Here is an 18,393-nt window from a genome sequence, read left to right as displayed (position 1 = left end):
ATTAAATGCGTTTATATAAATAAAGGTATAAAGCGGTGTAAAAATAAATTAAAATAAGCCTGTACACATTTAATGATATGCTGTATAATAGACTAATGGGAGAAATATATGAAAAGCAAAGCACTCAGTGAGTATAAGAAGTATACAAATTTATATTTCAACAGATTTGGTGAAGGTTATCCTATGATGCAATACATGGACTATCCAGAAAATGTTACTAAAAAAATAAAGAGATGTTTACAAGAGAATAAGAAAGTAGAAGTTCTATATCCTAATAAGATTCCGGATGATGTTGACTATTAAAAGAAAAATGGCATTACGTAGTACTTAACTTAATAAACTAGAAATTAAATATAAAAATGTTCAGAGGAACAAGGTCTATCAGTAATGATGGTAGATTTTTGTTCCTCTCTTTTTTTTGCTCAACAAAATGATTAGAAAATCAGAAGTAATTTCAGAAAGGAAGGTAAGAATGATTAGCAAAGCAAAACAGGGCTTAGACGGATGTGCGTTCGAAGTAGTATTTCAAGGTGAGTTGAAGAATTTACCAAAGCAGCCATTGATAAACGAACATGGCAAAAAGTATGGTACAGTAGAAGCTAAAGACGGAAAGGCAACGGTCAGATTAGTTTTACCACGATTCATAAGAGACGATAATATTCAACCATTTTCTATTGTGGACAGCATAATGCTTGAAATGATCAAATCGGATTGTGAAAAACAACTAAAGCAACTCTTCGGAAGTGAGTTAAACAGCACGATTAAAACCATTGAGTGCAACGTAACGCAGAAAGTATCAGGGAATGCTACTCAATCAGATGTGCTAAATCTTTTAAACCTATCAACGCTATCAACAGAGCGGGATAATATTAAATATGTGGGACCAAGTAGATATTGCAGTTTAAAAGAGGAAACTCATACCGTAATAGCAAAAAGATTACATTACTACATCATTAAGGCGTATGACAAAACACAACAGCAGATCATGGAAAAGAAGGAAAAGAAACAAAATTCAGATGCAGTACCAGATGGGTTGTTACGAATTGAAATAATAATGATCGAAAGGACGCTTGAGAAACTATTTGGAGGGAAAACAACGTTCGCAGATATCCTCTGTAAGGATGCTCTAGTTTCTATTATAAAAGAATATCAACGTATCTTCTGCGATGAAATAATTAAGGAAAAGATAAAACCATATCTAAACAAGTGTACCTTACTTCTTATTGAATCATTGTGTGAAACAGAAAATATCGTGAAGACAATCGCAAAACAAAGGGACTTGATAGTCGATGCAGAAGTGTTGAAAAAGTCCGTAAGAAAATGGAACGTACTAAGAGGAAGGTCCGATCATTTAGCAAGGGACTATCAAAATATAATTGACAAATACGCCCTACCTCAAGATATAATTGAAACTTTTTCTGAATTCAAGAAGTCATGTGGCTAAAATTTTTCTAACTCAATTAACCAATTATGGTTAAAATGGGCCATAAATTTTTAAAAATAAATTTCATCAAATCTATATGTAGAATAGCATATACAACACGTACAGCAGCGTACACTGCCCGCAGGATGAAAACATAACTTTGAAATCCTGTCCCAATATTGAGGACAGTGTAACATAAAGAAGACAACACACATTAACTTATCAACAGCAATATAATGAAAGGAAATATCAAATGAAAGTAACCAACGGAAATCAATTTCACAAACAATTGGTATTAAAGTTACAAGCAGAAATTGCTGAGACGCAACAACTGTTAAAGCAGTTATCTACACCATCAACAAAAGCTGAAATCATTAGACAATGGGAAGAAGATAAAGAAATTATTGAAGTAAAAGTTTATGCATAAGGGAGGTGACTAATATGTCTTTTGTAAAAGGACAATCAGGCAATGTCAAAGGACGACCAAAACAAACGGAACAGCAAAAGGATGAAAAAGAACAATTTATTAAACTATTAAAAGAATCAACTATCAAGTCCTTAGAAAGCATTATCTATATAGCAAAAGATCGGCTATCAAAAGATAGATTCAATGCATGTAAATATCTAATTGACAAGGCTTATGGTGTTGAAACAGCATTTCTACTAGATGGTAGTGAAGAAGCAGGACCACTTGTTATTGAGGTGGTAAGAAGAACTAAGGACCCAGACATGGAAACTGAAACAGAAGAGGATTGGGAATAACCCACATAATAAAGGAGAAATAATATGGAAACAATATCAACAGTAAGCATGGTGGAAGAACATAATGATCTATTCGAAGGAATACACAAAGCAGAAACCCGGGAAGAAATATCTAGCTTATATCAAGGTGTTAAAAGCTTTAAAGATAATTACAGCGAAATTGATTCAGAAAGTACAGACAGAATTTGCAACCAGTATTCAGAAAAGCTCAATAAGATGTTAGAAACAAATGAAGAAATATACCAGGAATACAGTCAGGAATTAGAAGAGGTTAAAAACAGCCAGTATTCTTTTAAAGGTGAAAAGGACGATACACAAGCAGTCAACTCCAAGTTGTTACAGTTGTTAGCCCAAATGCCTAAGTATGTGACGCAGGCCAATGAATCCCTAATAAGAAATAATTTAGTTAAAGAAGTTAAGTCCGGAATTATTGGTAGTAAAGCAGTATTGCAATTATTGAACTATTCAACTTACGCAGGTCTATTAACACCAGATATCAAAACAAAAGCTTTGAATAGCAGCAAATCGGAAAAGCAATTAAAGTTTGAAGCAAATAAAGAAAAAACAGAAAAGAAAGTTTCAAGTGTAGTTTCAAAAGCATTCATGCGTGGTTATCATTTACGTAATTTAGCGGAGAAAGTCAATGCAGATAATAAGATATCTAATTGGAATAATCCAATAAATAAGTAGCAAGCTTATAAAGAATAGATGTTAATCAGAGGCTATCAGCCATCATCAGTTTAACTTTAATTTATTAGTTAATAAGAATATATAGGAATAAAATAAAGCCTTTCTAAAGTCATCCTAAATGATTTAAAGATATATAAAATAAAATGAGAAAACCAATAAAAGGCATTAAATGCAATATTCAGTTGAATATACTTTAAAACATAATTTAACTGAAGGAGATACAATGGAAAGTACAATAACAATCCCAAGAATGAGAACAATTCGGCAAACTGCAGATGAAACAGGTTTTGCTTATTGCAATATCATGCAATTATGCAAACAGAATAAGATCGTACATGTAAAAGCAGGTACAAAATATTTAGTAAACTTTGATAAGTTTATCGATTATTTGAACACTGGCGATAAAGAACAAGACGTGGGGTAAGTATTATGCAGCTACCCACAACAACAAAGACCGGAGAACCTATTTACTGGGGAAAAATAAAGAACTACAAACGCTATCGTATTTCTACTGATGGTCAAGTTTATGATACCAAAACAATGAGAATGATGAAGCAAAACAATCATAATGGTTATATGCGAGTTCAATTAGTTTCTGATGACGGGCAATGGAAAAAAATAAGCGTTCATAGACTTGTGTATCAAGCCCACGTCGGAGCAATACCAGACGGATTGCAGATCAACCACAAAGATGAGAAAAAGGCCAACAATTGGGTATGGAATCTGGAATTAATGACGGCAAAGGAAAACAACAATTACGGCACACGCAATGAAAGAGCTAGAAAAGCAATTTCAAAACAAGTGTACCAATGCACACTTGATGGTAAATTAATTGAGATGTGGGAAAGTGCTACAGAAGCGAGTGATTGGGGATTTAGCCAATCATGTATTAGTAAGTGTTGCCGAGGAAAATTACAAACACACGCAGGGTCTATATGGTCACTCATTATGCCTAATCCAATATCAGCTTAATATTGATAGTCTCAGAATTTATACATAATGATACTGGTAAAAAGGGCATAAAAACATTACCAAAATCTTATCACTAGAACCTTTTGATAATACTCAAAAGATGTGTGTACATTTTGATACCTGCTAAGTATAATATAATCATAAACGAACATCTGTTCGATTAATTCTTAGGGAAGAGGTAATTGTATGAAATATGTTGCATATCACAGAACCAGTACAAAAGATCAGCATCTTGACAGGGGTATAACAGAGCTTACAAAATTTGCTACTGATAACAAAATCAATCTGTATAAGAATAAAGTATATACTGATCAACAGACAGGAAAGAATTTTAATAGACCTAGATACATGATCATTAAAGATGAAATACTAGAGTCGGGCGATACTCTGGTTGTCACAGAGATTGACAGGTTAGGTAGAAATAAAAAAGATACACTTAAAGAATTACAATACTTCAAAGACAATGACATAAGGATTATGGTTTTAGAGTTACCAACCACGTTAATTAAAATATCAGATATGCCAGACTCTACAGCGAAGATGATGTTAGAAACAATTAACAACATGATGTTAGAACTCTTTGCAAGTATGGCACAAGCAGAAATTGAGAAAAAAGAAAAAAGACAACGAGAAGGTATACAAGCTAAAAAAGAACGTGGCGAATGGGATAATTATGGAAGACCAAGAGTTATGAACATTGAAGATTTTTCAAAACAATATTGCTTAGTGCAGCAAGGAAAGAAAAGACCGTTTGAACTAATGAATGAATTAGGGATGACGAAAGCTACCTTCTACCGTTATAAAAACCAAATTGAGAAAGAGTGTTAGAAATGGCATCAATAAAAAAAGTAGAAAATAAAAAAGGTGTAGTGTTTAGAATAACAGTTTCTAATGGATATGATATGCAAGGAAGAAAAATAAAGCAAACTACTACCTTTACTCCTGATATATCAATGACACCAAAACAACAAGAAAGATCAGCTAATAAGTTTGCAATGGAATTTGAAGATAAAGTAAAGCATGGTGCGTGCTTTGATGGAGAAAAACAATCATTTGAAGAATTTGCTTATAACTGGCTTGAATACATGAAAGACAATCTTACTTATAGTACATATGAAGGATATAAATATTACTTGGAAAATAAAATGATCCCATTCTTTAAGAGTTATAAAATTGCTTTTATAAAAATACCATTAATTGAAGAATTTTATAAAACCATGGTTGATGAATATGCTCACTCAACTATTGCTAAGTTTAGCTTCATATTAAGTAGCATGTTTAGTACGGCAATACGTTGGCAAATGATTGAGATAAATCCTTGCAAAAATGCTATTCTTCCAAAAACGAATAAAGAGAAACCAGGGATAAAATATTTCACACCACAACAATCACTATTATTTTTAAAATCATTAGAGATGACTTTTCCTGTTAAATACACAGGACACAACAGGGTAAATGATGAAGGTAAGATGTATCACATAAATGATTATTATATGGATTGTAGGGAAGTTTCAACGCAATACAAATTATTCTTTAACATTGCATTATTTTGTGGGCTAAGAAAAAGTGAGGCTTTGGCTTTGCATTGGAATGATATTGATTTTGAGAAAAGGATTATTGATATTAGTAAATCAGTAACAAAGACAGAAGAAGGTATTGAATATAAAAAGCCCAAAACATACTCCTCTATTCGTATAGTATCGATACCTGATTCTTTGATTCCATTGCTTAGACAATATAAAGCTGAATATAATCAGTATAGACTTTTATTAGGGGATGCATGGAAAGGTGATGGCAATCTCTTTATTCAAAGCGATGGAAAGTTAATGGGAAGAAGCACAACCTATAATTACTTTATCAATCATATTAAGCGCTATAATAAATGGGTAACAGAAAACAAAGAGTATCCAAAAGAAAAAGGACTTGAAGAATTACCAATGATAGCTCTTCATGGATTAAGACATTCATGTGCAACACTTCTAAATTATTTGGGTGTAAATATTATTGATATATCCAGTATCTTAGGCCATGCAGATACAAGCACAACAATGAATATATATGCTCACAGTTTTGAAAAACAAAGTAGAGTGGCAAGTGATAAAATGGATGAGTTTATAAGGATGCATGCTTAAATTAAATAACAGAGTATTGGGAAAAGGCTATCTTGCGGTAGCCTCTTTTTTTTATTTGAAAACATGGTACTGTTTTTGTACTAAATTTACGAATAAACATGTAAAGTCATAAAAAGTCAGGAGAAGGGAAAACCTCATAAAACCAGTGTTTTGAATACTTCTGAAGAGTTTTAAATAGTTATTTAAAGTAAAGCACAATAATAATACTGATGCCTTCATTGGCGGTGTAAAAGAAAATAACCGCTGTGCGCATGGCATCACCGCCACCGAGCAGGTTTTGATCCAACAGGTGGCCCATGGCCACCATAATAAGGATCAGCATTTTTTTGAGAATTCCCTTAAAACCGATTTCGCTGGATACTTGCCTTGTGATGATGGCCGTCATCACTCCGGTGAGGTAATCCATTAGGATAAAGCTTAAAAGGGTATAAAGAAACCCGTCATAACCTCCCATGAGAAATCCCACCAGGGATCCGATAATGGCAAAAAACCTGGGCAAGTGGTATACTAATTCTTTCATTGCATTGTTGAAACCTCCTTTCTAAATATTCGCTTCAAGGGATAAATGGGATTTTAGAGAAAAAGGTGTCATACAAGTGTAAAAAAATTAATGAGAAGAGGTTTTCAGGGATGTTGAAGAAGAAGCTGCTTTTATTTCAAGCTAAAAGGATTATCACTGAACAGCTCATGAAAATCAAAGGAAATGTGGAATAAAATGGAAGCATCTCCGCTTACTAAAACTAGAGAACCATTTTGGCAGATTATCAGGGGCCTATGCATTATTATTGTTGTTTTAATCCATTGCAAAAGCGGTATAGGATACCAAAAAACACCGATTGATTACTGGAATTTTGATTACTGGATTATCATGCGACAATTTATTAACTTTCCGGTAGCAATATTTATTTTTCTGGCAGGATATTTTGTCAATATTGAAAAAGTTCTGAAATCGGCACATTCATTTATCAGGAACAGGATTGTCAGACTTCTCATTCCTTTTTTAATATGGTCTTCATTCTACACCCTGCTAACCGTTTATTTGGCTGGAGGAAAGGTGAGTGTTTTTGATTCTCTGTTTAAGCTTATCTTTGGATTATCATCCATTCAACTTTATTTCATCGTCGTATTACTGCAGCTGGCGATATTCACACCATTTTTAGTTAGAGCAATACAGAAAAATCGAGGGACGAAATTATTGCTATTGATAACCCCTTTATATTTGATTGGTTTATATGCCTATGCCATCATTTTTAAAAGTCAGTTTGCATTTTATCAGACGTTTTTCCCGGCATGGTTCATTTTTTACTATGCCGGATTGTGGGTTAAAATTAAAGGGTATCACCCGTTATTCAGAAAACATCAATTGTCTAAGGCAATTCTATGCTGTTTCATCGGTTTGATCGTCAGTATTGCTGAAGGGTATGGGCTGCTGGCATTAGGGTTTCCTGGAGAGTTTGCAACCATTCAAATTAAAGTCTCATCAATTTTTTATGTCTTTACAATCATTAATTTATTGATGGTTATTAAACCGTCTGTGGCAAACAGCGAGTGTAAATGGCTGAAATATCTGGGAGATAATTCTTATGGGATCTTTTATATTCATTTGTTCTGGGTTATGATCAGTTATATTATTCTTTCGTTTGTGCCATTCATTGGAGAGATTTTACCGGCTTATCAATTAATACAGCTTACCTTTGTAGTTCTTCTAAGCTGTCTGAGTATTTTTATTATTAAGAAAATAATTGGGAAAAAAATAGCCTGTAAATTTCTGGGTTTTTGAAATATTAAAGTCATTGTAAATAGAGTTTAGTGTTTCTGCTAATGACTTTAGTTAAAGTGAACAAAAAAAAGAGGCGGGGCCTCTTTTTTGGTTCGCTATTTTTGTTATTCAGTTCCATGAAGTATTTCTGAAAAGCTTACAGGTGAAAGTCCAATTGGTTTGGTTCATGTCTGAATTTGCGACTGCCATTGGCATAATCGATGACGCACTGGCCATGGCCGACAAGCTTGTATTTGTAACTGAGCAGCCCATCAAGTCCGACAGGTCCCCGGGCATGAAGCTTAGAGGTGCTGATGCCGACTTCGGCACCAAAGCCGAAACGGAAGCCGTCGCTGAATCGGGTAGAGCAATTCCAGAAGACACAGGCGGAATCCACAAGGGTCATAAAAGTATTTACAAAATCTTTATCAGCGGAAAGAATCACATCGGTATGACCGGAGCCATAGGTGTTAATGTGATCAATGGCCGCATCCATTGAGGGAACCAGGCGAATGGCCAGGATATAATCCAGGTATTCGGTTTTCCAGTCTTCTTCCGTGGCGGTTTCCGCAGAAATAATTTTGCGAACGCCTTCATCCCCTTTAATAAGAACGCCTTTGTTTTCCAGGGCGACCTTTAGGATGGGCAACAATGAGACCGCAATTTTTTCGTTTATCAGCAGGGTTTCCAGGGTGTTACAGGCGGCAACGTATTGGGTTTTAGAATCCACAATGATATCCACAGCCTGTTTCAGGTCGGCATCATCGTGGACATACACATGACAAATGCCGTCGGCGTGACCCATGACGGGAATCGTTGAATTGGCCATAATGTATTTTACAAAATCATTGGAGCCTCTGGGGATAATCAGGTCAATGTATTGGTCAAGGGCCAGCATGGCAGTGACTTCTTCCCGGCTTTCAAGGTTTTGTATCCATCCCTGGGGAATCCCGGCAGCGGCAGTGGCTTCCTGAATGACTCGGCATAGGATCCGGTTGGTTTCCAGGGCTTCTCTGCCGCCTTTTAATAAAACGCTGTTTCCGCTTTTCAGGCAAAGTGTGGCTATTTGGATAAAGGCATCGGGCCGGGATTCAAAGATAACCCCAATAACCCCGATGGGGCAGGTGACTTTGTAAAGATCAAGCCCTTTATCCAAATGGGTGGAAAGCTTTGTTACTCCCAATGGGTTATTAAGCTCGGTAAGACTGTAAATTCCTTTGATGACATCATTAATTTTGTCAGCATCAAAAGTCAGGCGTTTTAACAAAGGGGCGCCAAGATTTTCGGTCTGACTCCGTTTCATATCCTCGTTATTGGCAGTAATAATGGCAGCGGCGTTTGCTTCAAGCCCCCTGGCAATGGCTAACAGTCCAGCATTTCTTGTTTTACCATCGGTGGCGGCGAGAAGAATACTTGCATCTCTGCCTATTTTTCCACGTTCATCCATTTGCATTTATGGGTCCTCCTTATTTTTTATTATTCTAGGTAATTTCGAAATTTATAAACATAATCGTAAATTGCTTTGATGTCAGTTTTCATAACCATAAGAAATCGCTATGCGAATTTCTTATGGTTCGCGGGCAGTCGCCAACTACAAGCGAGCTTGTGATTGGCTCGTTGCCTTCACGAAAACAATTTTATAACGTATAGGCGAACAGTCGTTAGACTGTACGACGTATAGTGGAAAAATTGTTTCATGTAAACAGACAGTGAAGCTCAGGATACTTTCGCAATATCTATTCTTCTTTAATCTAACAGATTTTCGCGAATTTTAGCAAAGTCCTGGGCGGTGAGGTCGGTTTCATTGAGTAAATAATTTTCCACTGATCCGAAGTTTTCTTTAATATAATTGATGGAGATTCTGAGCCAGTCGGGTTTGACACCGTAGAACTCCCAAAGATGATGGTTTTCAATACCAAGTTCTTCGGACATATTATCCCCTAACAGTCCAAAGCTTTCATCAAAGGTGAGGTTGGTAAGGGTGTAGTCGGAAATAATTTTATCTTCATCAACCCCGAGCAGACTTAAAATTAGGAAGGTCATAAATCCGGTGCGGTCCTTACCGTTGGTGCAATGATAAAGAATGGGCAGTTCACAGGGCAGGGTTAGATATTTTAGAACCTCAGCAAAGCATTGGGCCCGTTCTTCGGTTTGAATTTTATAAATAGAACGCATAAATTTATCCACAGTGCCGGGTTGGGTAAAATCTATTTGCCCAATGCCAAAATCGAGACTGTCAAATATGGGCAGGAGATGATATTCGGTGGCTTCCGGTAATCGGTCCACCTGTTTTAAGGCTTTTGATTTATTCCTAAAGTCAAAGGCATGTTTTAAACCAAGATCCTTAAAATAGCAGACGTCCTTATCGGAGAGGTGAGCCAATTCCTCGCTGCGAATGATCCTGCCCCATTTTACGGTCCGGCCGTCTAAGCCGGTATAGCCGCCGATGTCTCGAATGTTAATGGAATTCTCCAGTTGAATTAAACGTTTTCCCAGCTGGCTTTCATCACAATAGATGAGATTATCTTTATTTTTAAAATCATAAAGTGGTGTACCATCTGGGGAAAGCGGTCCGGCATTAGCTTTTATCATTGCTTCTTTATAGGCTGCTGCATAGGCTGCTTCAAATAGTCGCTTTCGTCGCCGTTCCCGGCCAATGAACAATGCTGGAATAACCGTAAAAGCACCGATAATCAGTGCAAGCTTGGTCTTTTTTTTCATAAAATTTCCTCCCTTTGATTTCTTTTCAATGGTTGTAAAGTTATGTTATTATTATAGCATAGCTTAATAGAAAGAGTCATTAAAAATGGTTGAGGTGAAAAATGAATGCCCTTGGAATATATTGTCATATCCCTTTTTGTGTAAAAAAATGTGCCTATTGTGATTTTCCTTCCTTTAGTATTAGCAGTGATGATGAAATTAAACGTTATTTTAATGCTTTGCAAAAAGAAATAAAGACTTTTGCAATAAAAAATAAAGGTGAAAAACTGCCTTTGGTGGATACCATTTACTTTGGCGGCGGCACCCCTTCGTCAGTTCCGGCCGAATATGTAAGCGAAACCATGGGGCTGATTCATGAGGTCTTTTCAATTTCCAGTGATTCTGAGCAAACCATTGAGATTAATCCCGGAACGTTGAGCGCTGAGAAAGCGCGGATTTTCAGGGAAGCCGGCTTTAATCGGGTGAGTATGGGTTTACAGGCATGGCAGGATGTGCTTTTAAAAAGCCTGGGACGGATTCACCGGCAATCGGATTTTATAACAAGCATGGGGCTTTTAAAGGAAGCTGGCTTTGAAAACATCAGTGTGGATGTGATGTATGGTCTTCCGGGTCAAAGTATTAAGGATGTTGTTGAGACTTTGGAAGCCCTGATGGCCTTTTCGCCAACGCATTTATCCTGTTACAGCCTGATTCTGGAAGAGGGAACCCCAATGACAAAACGAGAAGCCCGAGGGGAAATTGTTTTACCGGATGAGAATGTTGAGCGGGAAATGCACTGGGAAATTGATGGCTTTTTGAGGTCTCAGGGCTATGAGCATTATGAAATTTCCAGCTTTGCGAAGCCGGGTTATGAAAGTCGGCATAATCTTAAGTATTGGGAGGAAATTCCTTATTGCGGCTTTGGATGCGGGGCCCACGGGTTTTATAATGGCGTTCGTTATGGCAATACCGGGAATCTTTCAGACTATTGCCGGTTGGTTGAAAACGACGAAAACCCTGGGGTAACGGATGCTCCCTTAACAAAGAGCCAGCTCATGAGTGAGTGGCTGTTTTTAGGTCTTCGGAAGCTGAAAGGCATTGATGACGCGGCTTTTCAACAGCGTTTTGGAAAAAGTTTTTTCCTGATTTATGAAAATGCGATTACTTCACTTATTAGTCAGGGGTTATTGGTTCGAGAGGGATCAATCCTTCGCCTGACGGATCGGGGACAGGATTTTGGAAATCAAGTCTTCATGGCTTTTTTATAAGGGGCGTTTTTTAATAACTACCTTAAGAAAACTTTAAAACTTGAATAGAGTATTATAGAAATCAGTTGACAAAGTCGGGACAGGGTGGTATATTTAATTCAGATGTTAGCACTCGATTATCGTGAGTGCTAGTAACGAGGTAAAGCATGGAACTCAACGCTCGAAAAAAGAAAATATTAGAGGTCATCATTCGTGATTATATTAACAGTGCTGAACCGGTAGGGTCACGAACCCTTTCAAAAAGGTGTAACCTGGGGATTAGTCCGGCGACCATCCGAAATGAAATGGCAGACCTGGAGGATTTAGGTTTTTTAGTACAGCCGCATACTTCTTCCGGCCGGATTCCGACCCAGCAGGCTTATCGCTATTATGTTGATGAGATCATGGAAGTTAAAAAACTGGAAAAAATGATCCGTACGGACATCCATCGTGGTTTTTTGAATTATACCAGTGAGTTGGGCAACACCATGGATCATACCGCACGGATTTTATCCCAGCTGACGAATTATACGTCAGTGGTTTTAGCACCAAGAATAACAAATATTAACTGTAAGCATGTTCAAATTGTTTCGTTGATTAAAAATCGGGTACTAATGATAGTAGTTACTCAAGAAGGCATGGCAAAGAATGTTGAAATGTGCCTTTCCTTTGAAGTAGACCCGCTGCTTTCACTAAAGCTCACCAATGTTTTGAATAGTTTTCTTAAGAATAGCTTTTTGAGAGATATGAGCTCTGAGTTCATTGATCAGATACAGGAGCTAAATGAGAAGGAAACTCAGCTTATTCATGAGATCCTTCCCCATTTAAAGAAGGCTCTCATGGAAGAAGGATCTGAAATTCATTCCATGGGGCTAACCAATCTTTTTAATTATCCTGAATTCAGTGATGTTGAAAAGATTAAAAAATTGGTTAACATTATTCAGGAAAAGCAAGTGCTTTCGGATATGATGATTACCAATGATGGCAATCGGGTCATTCATATTAAAATCGGGAGTGAGAATGACAATGAAAGCTTGAAGGATTTTAGCATTATTACTTCTACCTATGAGTTGGAAGGCGAAATGATGGGAGCCTTCGGAGTGATCGGGCCCACCCGGATGAACTATGACAATGTTTCATCGGTGCTGAATTACATACGCAATGAGTTGAATTTACATATCTCAAATTTATTAATGAAATAGGTGGTTTTATGACAAAACAAAAGAAAGATCAGTCGGAAATTTTAAAAGACGAAGTTTTGGAGGAGAAACCTTTAGAGGTTAAGAAATCTGATTCAAATGAGGCGGAGGCATCTGCGGATGAGCAAACCGCTGAGGAAGCTCCGGAAGAAATATTGAAGGAGATTGTGCAAGAAGATGAGCAGGTACTAAATCGCTTAATTCGACTTCAAGCTGATTTTGAAAACTTCAAAAAAAGAACATTAAAAGAAAAAGCAGAGATTTACAGTTTTGCTATGGAAAATCTGATAACCAAACTTATTCCGGTTATGGATAATCTGGAACGGGCCGAGGCATCGTTTGACGGTGCTGAGACTGAGGGACAGACTTATGTCAACGGCGTCCAGATGGTGTTTAAGCAGCTTAAAGATGTTCTTAAAGAAGAGGGTTTAGCAGAAATTGATTGTGACAAATCCTTTGATCCGAATTTTCATCATGGCGTTGCTGTCGGTGAGGATCCGGAAAAGGAAGATCAGGATATTTTAGAGGTATTCCAGAAGGGTTACAGTTTTAAAGGGAAGGTCATACGACCGGCCATGGTTAAGATTTGTAATAAATAGTAAACAAAAAACAAATAAAAAATAATAAATTTCAGGAGGAAATAAAAATGGGTAAAGAAAAAATTATTGGAATTGACTTAGGAACCACCAATTCATGTATCGCTGTATTAGAAGGCGGGGAAGCTGTTGTTATTCCTAACGCAGAAGGAAATAGAACCACACCATCAGTTGTTGCTTTTACAAAAGATGGCGAACGTCTTGTTGGGCAGGTTGCTAAACGTCAGGCCGTAACCAATCCCGATCGTACCATTGCTTCAATTAAAAGAGATATGGGATCTAATCGTAAAGTCGTAATTGATGACAAAACCTATACACCACAGGAAATTTCAGCAATGATTCTTCAGAAACTGAAAGCTGATGCTGAATCCTATTTGGGAGAAACGGTTACTAAAGCTGTTATTACAGTCCCTGCTTATTTCAGTGATGCTCAGAGACAGGCAACCAAGGATGCAGGACGTATTGCCGGTTTGGAAGTATTAAGAATTATTAATGAGCCGACTGCGGCCGCATTGGCTTATGGTCTGGATAAAGGCCAGAACCAGAAAATCATGGTTTATGACCTTGGCGGCGGAACCTTTGATGTGTCCATTCTTGAATTAGGTGATGGTGTGTTTGAAGTTAAGTCAACCAACGGAAATAACCGTCTTGGTGGGGATGACTTTGACCAGAAAGTCATTGACTGGATGGCAATTGAATTTAAAAAGACTCATGGGATTGATCTTTTAAAAGACAAGATGGCACTTCAGAGACTTAAGGAAGCTGCTGAAAAAGCGAAAATTGAGTTATCAACGGTTATTAAATCCGATATCAATTTACCTTTTATTACAGCTACGGCTGAAGGTCCTCAGCATTTGGAATTATCTTTAACCCGGGCTAAATTTGACGAGTTAACCAAAGATCTTGTTAAGGCTACAATCGGACCTGTTGAAAAAGCTATGAAGGATGCCGGTATTGCCAAAAACGAGTTGGACAAAGTGATTCTTGTTGGGGGATCCACACGAACTCCTGCAGTTCAGGACACTGTTAAAAGTCTGACCGGTGAAGATGCTTATAAAGGGATTAACCCGGATGAATGTGTTGCCATTGGTGCAGCTATTCAGGCTGGTGTATTGGCAGGGGATGTTCATGATGTGTTGCTTCTTGATGTCACACCATTATCTTTGGGAATTGAAACCTTAGGTGGCGTATTTACTCGATTAATCGACAGAAATACGACTATTCCAAGCAAGAAAAGCCAAACCTTTTCCACTGCTGCAGATAGCCAGACTTCCGTTGATATTCATGTTTTACAGGGTGAACGAGAAATGTCCAAGGACAATAAAACATTGGGCCGTTTCCAGTTAACCGGCATTCCTGCCGCTCGACGTGGTATCCCACAAATTGAAGTGACCTTTGATATTGATGCCAACGGGATCGTAAATGTATCCGCCAAAGATATGGGTACCGGAACGACTCAAAATGTTGTTATTAAATCCACCACCAATATGAGTGATTCTGAAATAGATAAAGCTGTCAAAGAAGCTGAACAACACGCTGAAGATGATAAGAAAATAAAGGCAGTTATCGAAGCTAAAAATGTTGCGGATTCTACCATTTACCAAACCGAACAATCCTTAAAGGATATGGGAGACAAGGTATCTGAGGATGAAAAAGCCAAAGTTAATGAAGCGATTGTCAATTTAAGAACTGTCAGTGAAGGTGAAGACGTAGAAGCCATTACCAAGGCAACGGAAGCTTTAAATGAAGCATTCTATCCATTGGCTCAAAAAATGTATGAAGAAGCTGCTGCTAAGAAAACACCTGAAGAGCAGGAAGCTGCTGCTGAAGGCGAAGATGATGTTGTGGATGCAGAATATGAAGAAGTAAAGGAATAAATAAAGAAATAAGTCCTGGTGCAAGTTAAGTACACAAGTGGCAGCTGAGGCTGCCACTCTTTTTATTTTAGAATCAGGGTTTCAAATATAAAAAAAACTTCCACTCTTAGGTTATAAAGGGTATAATTTATAGTTGTGACTATTTAAAGAAGGATTCAAAAGAGGTGAGATAGATTTATGAGTGAAAAAAGAGATTATTACGAGGTACTTGGTGTTAATAAAAACTCAAGTGCGGACGAGATAAAAAAAGCCTATCGAAAAAAGGCCATGCAATATCATCCTGACAAAAATCCAGGGGATAATGCTGCTGAAGAGAAGTTTAAAGAAGCCAATGAAGCCTACGAGATTTTAAGTGATCCTGAGAAAAAGGCTGGTTATGATCAATTCGGTCATGCCGGAACAGATGCCAGTGCCGGTGGCGGTGGCTACAGTTATAGCGGCGGTGGCGGACGCGGTGGATTCGAGGATATCTTCAGCGATATATTCAGTTCCTTTGGCGGTGGCGGCGGCTTTGGCGGCGGTCAGCGAACGCGTCAACGCTCCAACCGTGGTTCTGATATGAAAATCAGTTTGACATTAACATTTAATGAAGCTGTTTTCGGTGTTGAGAAAAAGATTAAAATTAAACGTAAAGAGGAATGCCCGGTTTGCGGGGGATCCGGGGCTCAAAAAGGCTCGGATGTTAAAACCTGTGATCAATGCGGAGGGGCAGGACAGGTTTATGTCAGACAGCAAACGCCATTCGGCACGATTCAACAGGTCCAGGAATGTGATAAATGCCACGGTGAAGGCACGATCATTGAACGGCCTTGTGATAAATGTCATGGAACAGGCCTTGAGAATAAAGAGCGTACCATTAATATTAAGATTCCGGCAGGTGTGGATAATGGTTCAATCCTGCCACTCCGTGGGGAAGGAAATATTGGTCCTAATCATGGATCAACCGGGGACCTCTACGTCTACATCACGGTTCGGGAAGATACCATCTTTAAACGAAATGGCGATGATGTTTACTATGATTTACCCATTACTTATGCCCAGGCGGCTATGGGCGACAATATTGTGGTTCCTACCATTGATACTAAGATTAAGCTGAAAGTCCCTGAGGGAACTCAGAATGGCAAAGTCTTTCGGTTAAAAGGAAAGGGGATTCCCAATGTCAATGGCCATGGCAGAGGGGATCAGTACATTACCATCAAGGTTGAAGTACCGCGTAAACTCACCCATGAACAGAAACAAATTCTCCAGCAATTTGCTCAAGTTACAGGAATGGATTCCCATCCTGAAGGGAAACGTTTCTGGGCTCGGGTTCGCGTTGAAGAAAAAGAAAAAGGACCAAAAAAAAGCGTGTGACTAATAATCAGAATACCGGAGAAATCAGGTATTCTTTTTTTGGCTTATATGGGTTATAATCTAAATAATTATTGATTTTATATTGACAAAAAAAAGTCTGAGGCATATAATGAAATTAGGTTATTCATATCGACTTAATATGGATTAGAATTTAGAAAGATGAGAGGTACCACCATGTCAAAAATTGCAAAGAGTTTAACTGATTTAGTTGGAAACACCCCATTATTAGAATTATCGAATTATGAAAAGAGCTTAGATCTGAACGCAACAATATTAGCAAAACTTGAATATTTCAACCCATTGTCCTCTGTTAAAGATCGTATTGGTCTGGCCATGATCGAGGATGGAGAAAAATCAGGCAAAATCAAGTATGGCACAGTGATCATCGAGCCGACCAGCGGTAATACCGGGATTGGCCTCGCTTTTGTGGCAGCAGCAAGAGGTTATCGTCTGATTCTAACCATGCCGGAAACCATGAGTGTGGAACGTCGAAACCTTTTGATTGCATTAGGTGCTGAGCTGGTATTAACGCCGGGTCCCGGCGGCATGAAAGGGGCCATTGCCAAGGCCAAAGAATTAGGAGAAGAAATTCCGAATTCTTATATACCACAGCAGTTTGAAAATCCTGCAAACCCGGAAATTCATCGAAAGACAACAGCCATTGAAATCTGGAATGATACAGACGGACAAGTTGATTTTTTTGTAGCAGGCATTGGTACCGGGGGTACCATTACCGGTGTTGGAGAAGTGCTTAAAGAAAAAAGACCTGGGGTAAAAATCATCGCTGTTGAGCCTAAAGATTCGCCAGTGCTTTCTGGCGGGAAACCAGGTCCTCATAAGATACAGGGAATTGGCGCAGGGTTTATTCCAGGGGTTTTAAACACCAAAGTTTATGATGAAGTCATTACCGTAAGTAATGACGATTCCTTCCAGACATCACGGCTCGTGGCCAAAAAAGAAGGGCTTTTGGTAGGGATTTCTTCCGGAGCTGCCATTTTTGCAGCAACAGAGCTGGCAAAAAGACCTGAAAATGCCGGAAAAACCATCGTCGTTCTTTTGCCTGATACAGGCGAAAGATATCTCTCAACGGGATTGTATAACTAATGAAGATTTCAACAAAAGGCAGATATGCCTTGCGTTTAATGCTGGACCTGGCTTTAAACAATACCGGGGAATATATTCCCATTAAACGGATTGCAGAACGGCAGGAGATTTCGGAAAAATATTTAGAACAGATTATCACTCAAATTTCCAGAGCAGGATATGTGCGAAGTGTTCGAGGGTCCCAGGGTGGTTATCAACTCACAAGGCGACCGGAAGAATACACGGTGGGAATGATTCTAAGGTTGATGGAAGGGGAGCTTTCTCCGGTGGCCTGCCTGGATGTAACGGATAGCTGTGATCGTGCAGATCGGTGTGTGACAATTGAGATCTGGCAGCAACTTAAGGACGCTATTGAAAATGTAGTGGATAATGTGACGCTGGCGGATTTAGTCAAGCGATATCACGAAAAGGGCAGTTGCGAGTATGTCATTTAGGTAGGAGCAAGCGGACGATTAAATAATTAAGGAGTATCAGGGACTAATGATCCTTTGATTCTTAAGAATTAATGGATCATTTGGACTTTAATAAGTTTGAAAAAAATGCTCTGTTGGCTGAGTCAAAATTGACTCAGCCAACAGA

Annotated in this window: 20 protein-coding genes; 17 read left to right on the top strand and 3 right to left on the bottom strand. The window is 38.2% G+C overall.

Translation table 11 applies throughout. From position 1 onward, the window contains the following. Positions 1-108: 108 nt before the first annotated feature. From VIK44_RS06860 to VIK44_RS06820, 9 genes are all read left to right on the top strand, one after another. Positions 109-303, top strand: coding sequence for a hypothetical protein (locus VIK44_RS06860; RefSeq protein WP_331553104.1), 195 nt, complete (start codon positions 109-111; stop codon positions 301-303). Positions 304-472: 169 nt separating this feature from the next. Further along, positions 473-1,444, top strand: a complete 972-nt coding sequence (locus VIK44_RS06855; protein ID WP_331553103.1) for a hypothetical protein — start codon at positions 473-475, stop codon at positions 1,442-1,444. Positions 1,445-1,676: 232 nt separating this feature from the next. Continuing rightward, a complete protein-coding gene (locus VIK44_RS06850; RefSeq protein ID WP_331553102.1) occupies positions 1,677-1,850 on the top strand; it encodes a hypothetical protein in 174 nt (57 codons plus the stop codon). A gap of 14 nt (positions 1,851-1,864) precedes the next feature. Then, the gene (locus VIK44_RS06845) at positions 1,865-2,185 is read left to right on the top strand and encodes a hypothetical protein (RefSeq protein WP_331553101.1); all 321 of its coding nucleotides are present in this window, start codon (positions 1,865-1,867) and stop codon (positions 2,183-2,185) included. A gap of 24 nt (positions 2,186-2,209) precedes the next feature. Continuing rightward, positions 2,210-2,875, top strand: a complete 666-nt coding sequence (locus VIK44_RS06840; protein ID WP_331553100.1) for a hypothetical protein — start codon at positions 2,210-2,212, stop codon at positions 2,873-2,875. A gap of 223 nt (positions 2,876-3,098) precedes the next feature. Continuing rightward, on the top strand, positions 3,099-3,299 hold the full coding sequence (locus VIK44_RS06835) for a DNA-binding protein (RefSeq protein ID WP_331553099.1): 201 nt from the start codon (positions 3,099-3,101) through the stop codon (positions 3,297-3,299). A 5-nt stretch (positions 3,300-3,304) separates the two neighbouring features. Continuing rightward, on the top strand, positions 3,305-3,847 hold the full coding sequence (locus tag VIK44_RS06830; protein ID WP_331553098.1) for an HNH endonuclease signature motif containing protein: 543 nt from the start codon (positions 3,305-3,307) through the stop codon (positions 3,845-3,847). Positions 3,848-4,033: 186 nt separating this feature from the next. Continuing rightward, entirely contained in the window at positions 4,034-4,675 is a 642-nt protein-coding gene (locus VIK44_RS06825) for a recombinase family protein (RefSeq protein ID WP_331553097.1), read from the top strand. A gap of 2 nt (positions 4,676-4,677) precedes the next feature. Beyond that, positions 4,678-5,979: a site-specific integrase gene (locus VIK44_RS06820; RefSeq protein WP_331553096.1), complete on the top strand. Its 1,302-nt coding sequence runs from the start codon at positions 4,678-4,680 to the stop codon at positions 5,977-5,979. A gap of 178 nt (positions 5,980-6,157) precedes the next feature. Here VIK44_RS06820 and VIK44_RS06815 read toward each other — a convergent pair whose 3' ends face one another. After that, positions 6,158-6,499, bottom strand: coding sequence for a phage holin family protein (locus tag VIK44_RS06815; protein ID WP_331553095.1), 342 nt, complete (start codon positions 6,497-6,499; stop codon positions 6,158-6,160). 195 nt (positions 6,500-6,694) lie between these two features. Between VIK44_RS06815 and VIK44_RS06810 the strand changes: the two genes are divergently transcribed. Beyond that, the gene (locus tag VIK44_RS06810) at positions 6,695-7,759 is read left to right on the top strand and encodes an acyltransferase (protein ID WP_331553094.1); all 1,065 of its coding nucleotides are present in this window, start codon (positions 6,695-6,697) and stop codon (positions 7,757-7,759) included. Positions 7,760-7,895: 136 nt separating this feature from the next. On the opposite strand, the gene VIK44_RS06805 is transcribed toward VIK44_RS06810, so the two are convergent. Continuing rightward, positions 7,896-9,191: a glutamate-5-semialdehyde dehydrogenase gene (locus VIK44_RS06805; protein ID WP_331553093.1), complete on the bottom strand. Its 1,296-nt coding sequence runs from the start codon at positions 9,189-9,191 to the stop codon at positions 7,896-7,898. Between the two features lie 293 nt (positions 9,192-9,484). Then, positions 9,485-10,459, bottom strand: a complete 975-nt coding sequence (locus tag VIK44_RS06800) for a tyrosine-protein phosphatase (protein ID WP_331553092.1) — start codon at positions 10,457-10,459, stop codon at positions 9,485-9,487. Positions 10,460-10,560: 101 nt separating this feature from the next. Here VIK44_RS06800 and hemW point away from each other — a divergent pair, with 101 nt between their 5' ends. From hemW to VIK44_RS06765, 7 genes are all read left to right on the top strand, one after another. Beyond that, positions 10,561-11,706: a radical SAM family heme chaperone HemW gene (gene hemW / locus VIK44_RS06795; RefSeq protein ID WP_331553091.1), complete on the top strand. Its 1,146-nt coding sequence runs from the start codon at positions 10,561-10,563 to the stop codon at positions 11,704-11,706. Between the two features lie 146 nt (positions 11,707-11,852). Next, the gene (gene hrcA, locus VIK44_RS06790) at positions 11,853-12,887 is read left to right on the top strand and encodes a heat-inducible transcriptional repressor HrcA (RefSeq protein ID WP_331553090.1); all 1,035 of its coding nucleotides are present in this window, start codon (positions 11,853-11,855) and stop codon (positions 12,885-12,887) included. An 8-nt stretch (positions 12,888-12,895) separates the two neighbouring features. Further along, positions 12,896-13,483: a nucleotide exchange factor GrpE gene (grpE, locus tag VIK44_RS06785; protein WP_331553089.1), complete on the top strand. Its 588-nt coding sequence runs from the start codon at positions 12,896-12,898 to the stop codon at positions 13,481-13,483. Between the two features lie 47 nt (positions 13,484-13,530). Further along, a complete protein-coding gene (gene dnaK / locus VIK44_RS06780; RefSeq protein ID WP_331553088.1) occupies positions 13,531-15,357 on the top strand; it encodes a molecular chaperone DnaK in 1,827 nt (608 codons plus the stop codon). Positions 15,358-15,534: 177 nt separating this feature from the next. Continuing rightward, positions 15,535-16,710: a molecular chaperone DnaJ gene (gene dnaJ / locus VIK44_RS06775; RefSeq protein ID WP_331553087.1), complete on the top strand. Its 1,176-nt coding sequence runs from the start codon at positions 15,535-15,537 to the stop codon at positions 16,708-16,710. 174 nt (positions 16,711-16,884) lie between these two features. Further along, positions 16,885-17,814 (top strand): cysteine synthase A, encoded by a 930-nt coding sequence (gene cysK, locus VIK44_RS06770; RefSeq protein WP_331553086.1) that lies wholly within the window; start codon positions 16,885-16,887, stop codon positions 17,812-17,814. Beyond that, positions 17,814-18,248, top strand: coding sequence for an Rrf2 family transcriptional regulator (locus VIK44_RS06765; RefSeq protein WP_331553085.1), 435 nt, complete (start codon positions 17,814-17,816; stop codon positions 18,246-18,248). Before cysK ends, VIK44_RS06765 begins: the two co-directional genes overlap by 1 nt. Positions 18,249-18,393 lie beyond the last annotated feature (145 nt).

Origin of the sequence: Acetobacterium sp. (assembly GCF_036508315.1) — a bacterium.
Classification (GTDB): domain Bacteria; phylum Bacillota; class Clostridia; order Eubacteriales; family Eubacteriaceae; genus Acetobacterium.
This window is presented reverse-complemented; position numbering and strand designations above follow the sequence as displayed.

Bases quoted from the DNA above. Each gene is read 5' to 3' on its own strand.
- VIK44_RS06810 (WP_331553094.1), top strand. From the start codon at position 6,695: ATGGAAGCATCTCCGCTTACTAAAACTAGAGAACCATTTTGGCAGATT.
- VIK44_RS06800 (WP_331553092.1), bottom strand. From the start codon at position 10,459: ATGAAAAAAAAGACCAAGCTTGCACTGATTATCGGTGCTTTTACGGTT.
- VIK44_RS06835 (WP_331553099.1), top strand. From the start codon at position 3,099: ATGGAAAGTACAATAACAATCCCAAGAATGAGAACAATTCGGCAAACT.
- VIK44_RS06815 (WP_331553095.1), bottom strand. From the start codon at position 6,499: ATGAAAGAATTAGTATACCACTTGCCCAGGTTTTTTGCCATTATCGGA.
- dnaJ (WP_331553087.1), top strand. From the start codon at position 15,535: ATGAGTGAAAAAAGAGATTATTACGAGGTACTTGGTGTTAATAAAAAC.
- VIK44_RS06805 (WP_331553093.1), bottom strand. From the start codon at position 9,191: ATGCAAATGGATGAACGTGGAAAAATAGGCAGAGATGCAAGTATTCTT.
- VIK44_RS06765 (WP_331553085.1), top strand. From the start codon at position 17,814: ATGAAGATTTCAACAAAAGGCAGATATGCCTTGCGTTTAATGCTGGAC.
- VIK44_RS06850 (WP_331553102.1), top strand. From the start codon at position 1,677: ATGAAAGTAACCAACGGAAATCAATTTCACAAACAATTGGTATTAAAG.
- VIK44_RS06860 (WP_331553104.1), top strand. From the start codon at position 109: ATGAAAAGCAAAGCACTCAGTGAGTATAAGAAGTATACAAATTTATAT.
- VIK44_RS06825 (WP_331553097.1), top strand. From the start codon at position 4,034: ATGAAATATGTTGCATATCACAGAACCAGTACAAAAGATCAGCATCTT.
- VIK44_RS06855 (WP_331553103.1), top strand. From the start codon at position 473: ATGATTAGCAAAGCAAAACAGGGCTTAGACGGATGTGCGTTCGAAGTA.
- cysK (WP_331553086.1), top strand. From the start codon at position 16,885: ATGTCAAAAATTGCAAAGAGTTTAACTGATTTAGTTGGAAACACCCCA.
- VIK44_RS06845 (WP_331553101.1), top strand. From the start codon at position 1,865: ATGTCTTTTGTAAAAGGACAATCAGGCAATGTCAAAGGACGACCAAAA.
- dnaK (WP_331553088.1), top strand. From the start codon at position 13,531: ATGGGTAAAGAAAAAATTATTGGAATTGACTTAGGAACCACCAATTCA.
- VIK44_RS06840 (WP_331553100.1), top strand. From the start codon at position 2,210: ATGGAAACAATATCAACAGTAAGCATGGTGGAAGAACATAATGATCTA.
- hrcA (WP_331553090.1), top strand. From the start codon at position 11,853: ATGGAACTCAACGCTCGAAAAAAGAAAATATTAGAGGTCATCATTCGT.
- grpE (WP_331553089.1), top strand. From the start codon at position 12,896: ATGACAAAACAAAAGAAAGATCAGTCGGAAATTTTAAAAGACGAAGTT.
- VIK44_RS06830 (WP_331553098.1), top strand. From the start codon at position 3,305: ATGCAGCTACCCACAACAACAAAGACCGGAGAACCTATTTACTGGGGA.
- hemW (WP_331553091.1), top strand. From the start codon at position 10,561: ATGAATGCCCTTGGAATATATTGTCATATCCCTTTTTGTGTAAAAAAA.
- VIK44_RS06820 (WP_331553096.1), top strand. From the start codon at position 4,678: ATGGCATCAATAAAAAAAGTAGAAAATAAAAAAGGTGTAGTGTTTAGA.